This window comes from Amorphus sp. 3PC139-8, from assembly GCF_040750475.1.
Taxonomy (GTDB): domain Bacteria; phylum Pseudomonadota; class Alphaproteobacteria; order Rhizobiales; family Amorphaceae; genus Amorphus.
This window is the reverse complement of sequence record NZ_JABJVY010000064.1, coordinates 1-3337: the sequence shown is the minus strand read 5'-3', so window position 1 is coordinate 3337 and position 3337 is coordinate 1. Positions and strand designations below refer to the sequence as shown.

Below are 3337 nucleotides of genomic sequence, written 5' to 3'. Positions count from 1 at the left end.
GTGTCCCAGAGCGGCATCAGCGCGAAGGATGAAGCGGCGCGCCTGGGCGTATCGCCGATCACGCTCGCCCGCGCGTTCAAGCGGATGGGGCTGGAGGCCCCGACATAGGCGAACGGACATCGCCCCTTCCGGCGAGGCGCCTGCACCGTTGCTTCATCCCCAATTGGCGGCGGAAAGCAGGCGCCTCACCAGAGGGCGGCGCGGATTCGGAACAAATACCAGGTACGGGCAATTCAGACTTGCCCCGCTTGGATGATTTCAATAGTATTTATTCTGGTATTGCGCCGTATTTACTTAATTTTTTGATCTGAACCGCCGTTATTGATGCCGCATTGGATTGCTGAGAGATTTTTGTTTGTTTTGATTTTGGCAATGCTGTGTGTGTTTCCGACAACGCATGCGGTTGCGCAAGGTTCTGAGACTTCCTCTTCCGTAGTTTATGAGCAAGAGCCCGAGCGCGAATACAGCGATTGGGAGCGGCGGATTGCGCGCGAGGTGATTGCGAGCGGGCAGATGCTCGAAGGCGATCCGCGGATGGAGGATGCGGTCTCGATGTTGGCGCGGCGCGGTCGGTCCCTGCTCTCGGGTGGTGGCAGCCTGACGCAGGACTGGGTGCGGGAGAATTTGCGCAGCATCTTGCCGGAGCTGGATAACGCTATGGCTTCGGCGGCGATGGATGCGGCCACGAATGAGATGGCGCGCGGGGGTACGGCTCTGGCCGAAGGGCTAGCTGGAGCGATGACCGGGTTGTCCGGCGGTGAGACGGGTGATGTTGGCAGTGATTTGCAAACGCTGGCGCTGCGCAGTGGTCTTGAGGGTTTGCGCGCCGGAGCGGCGGCAAGTTCGCTGGTGTTCCTCAACAAGCTGGAGCTGGAATATTCCCTGACCGAAGGCGGGCTCGATGAATATTCGATCCTGAGCGTGCAGCCGCTGTGGAGCAGCGAAGACCTGCACCACAATGTCTTTGCGCAGGGGTCCTTCTCCAAGAAGGAAGTCGAGGATATCGGCACGGGCGTGGTGGACCGGCGTAAGACGGCCAATGCGGGCCTCGCCTATCGCTATATCACCGATGACGAGCAGCACATGTTCGGGGCCAATGCGTTCTTTGATCATCAATGGCCCTATCACCACAGCCGCATGTCTTTGGGCGTGGATTACAAGACCAGCCTGTATGGGGTGAGCTTTAACAAATACTTCGCGCTATCGGATTGGCGCGGGCGCGGCGATGGCTATGAGGAGAAGGCTCTGGGCGGAGAAGACATCGAAGTCTCGGGCCGCGCTCCCAAAATCCCGGAGCTGGAGGTTTTTGCCAAGGGCTACCACTGGATTCAGGAAAAGACGGATGCGCTCAACCCCGATGGGGACGACATCTGGGGCTATCAGTTCGCCATGGAATATACGCCGGTGAACGCCTTCACGATCCGCAGCTCCGCCACCAAAGACAATGCAATGGACGATCTGGAGGGCGAGATTACGCTGCGGCTCAACTACCGCTTTGGGCAGGGTTTTGATGAGATGTGGGAGCGCCCCTCTTACAATCTGGCCTCGGTCATGGATCGGCGCTTTGACAAGGTGCGGCGCACGAATGAAATCCGCGTGCAAGTGCGGCAAGACCCCGATGTCACTGCGCAGGTGACCTTTGCGCAGGGCGCGAATGTGAGCGTGGGCCAGGCCCTCAATTTCGGTGCCACGATCACCACAGGCAACAGCGCGGGCGATGCAGTGACCGTGGTGTTCGGCAACGGCGCGCGGCTTGATGTGGGGCAGAACAGCGAAGTGCGGCTGGAGGAAGACGCGATCGTCCTGCTCTCCGGCCTGATTCAGTTCACCAGCGGGGATGGCGGCATCTCCACCATCAACACGCCGGGCGGGACCATTGCCCTGATCGGGACGGATGTGGACGTCAGAACAGCGGGCAGCTCGACCACGCTGCGCGTCCGCGACGGCGCAGCGGACTTCACGGACGATTCCGGCACCACACGGGTCAACACCGAACAGCTCGGCGAGTCGCAGGACGGCGATGCGGTGCCGCCGCAAATCAAAGGCGAAGCCACGGCCACCTACGAAACCCATGCCACAGAGGCCCACGCTCAGCTTGACCTGATCGGCCCCACGCCCACAAACCGTAAGGCCGCACCGTACGCCAGCGATGCAGTCACGATCAGCGGCACGCTGGCCAATGGCAACACGCTGAGCTTCACGGTTCCTCTCACCGAAGCGGTCACCGTGACGGGAACGCCGCGCCTGTACTTCACCCTCGGCGGCCAGGACCGCTATGCCGATTATACCTCCGGCAGCGGCACCAACTCCCTGATCTTCAGCTACAGCGTGGCTCCGGGCGATGTGGGACTGTCCAATATCTATGCACAAAAAATCGAGAAAAACGGCGGCACCCTCAAAGGCATCGCCAACAGCGCACCCATGGTCCGCCAGGTCAGCGGAACCCTATCCGGTAGCGTCCCGATCACCATTCTCTTCGGCCAATCTGCCTGCCCGGCTGGCGATTTGTCAGAGCCAGGCGATGTCGCCTGCGCAAGACTGTTCGGCTCCGATCCCACCGATATGGCGGATGTCGGCATTTTTGCCGGGGAGCTGCCGGACGGCACCGAAATCTTCGTCAAACGTTGCGACCAAGGTGCCACCTGGAACGGCAGCGCCTGTGTGGGGCGTACGACACTGCAATGGAGTAATGCCTCTGGCAACGATGATGCCACAACCGAACTTCCTAATGCATCGCCCATAACAGCCACGGCGGCGGTGGACGGGCCCGGCAATACCGATGACCTGATTGATACCGGCGCGCCCGCCGGGACATATCCGGCGGCTGAATCATGCCGTGCACTAGGGGCGGATTGGTATTTGCCCGCCGTTACGGAACTGGATGTGATTTACTCCAATCTGGAGGAAGGTGAGCATTTGGCGGATGATGATACAGATAACCCCCGAACGACCCTAACAACCGGACAGGGCTCGGCCAGTGCCGGTAACAATAATGGGCCTTTGGTGGCCGGGTTTGATACGAGCGGCCAATATTACTGGTCGTCCTCGGAGACTCCTGCCCACAACGCATGGATACAGCGCTTCAGTGACGGTAACCATGGCTACCACGGTAAGATCGCTAATCTTAATGTCCGCTGTGCTCGGCGGTAGAGCCGTAGCGCCTTTACCAGACGCAAGTTCGGAGCATGGATCGGCGCATGGCCATTCTTCAGCGTAAGTGCTGATCTGCCAATTTTATCGTGAAAATGCATTAGCGCTACGCGCAAGCATCTGTGTTCGAGATCAAGCCCTTTGTGGCGCGTTTGCCTGCCAGCGGCGGTCCTCAGCGATGAGCGTG

1 protein-coding gene is annotated in these 3337 nt (G+C 60.0%); it reads left to right on the top strand.

Features of this window, described 5'->3' with window-relative positions; translation table 11 throughout:
• Window positions 1–324: 324 nt before the first annotated feature.
• Window positions 325–3150 (top strand): inverse autotransporter beta domain-containing protein, encoded by a 2826-nt coding sequence (locus tag HNS03_RS25545; protein ID WP_367198862.1) that lies wholly within the window; start codon window positions 325–327, stop codon window positions 3148–3150.
• The last annotated feature ends 187 nt before the right edge of the window (window positions 3151–3337 follow it).

Bases quoted from the DNA above. Each gene is read 5' to 3' on its own strand.
- HNS03_RS25545 (WP_367198862.1), top strand. From the start codon at position 325: ATGCCGCATTGGATTGCTGAGAGATTTTTGTTTGTTTTGATTTTGGCA.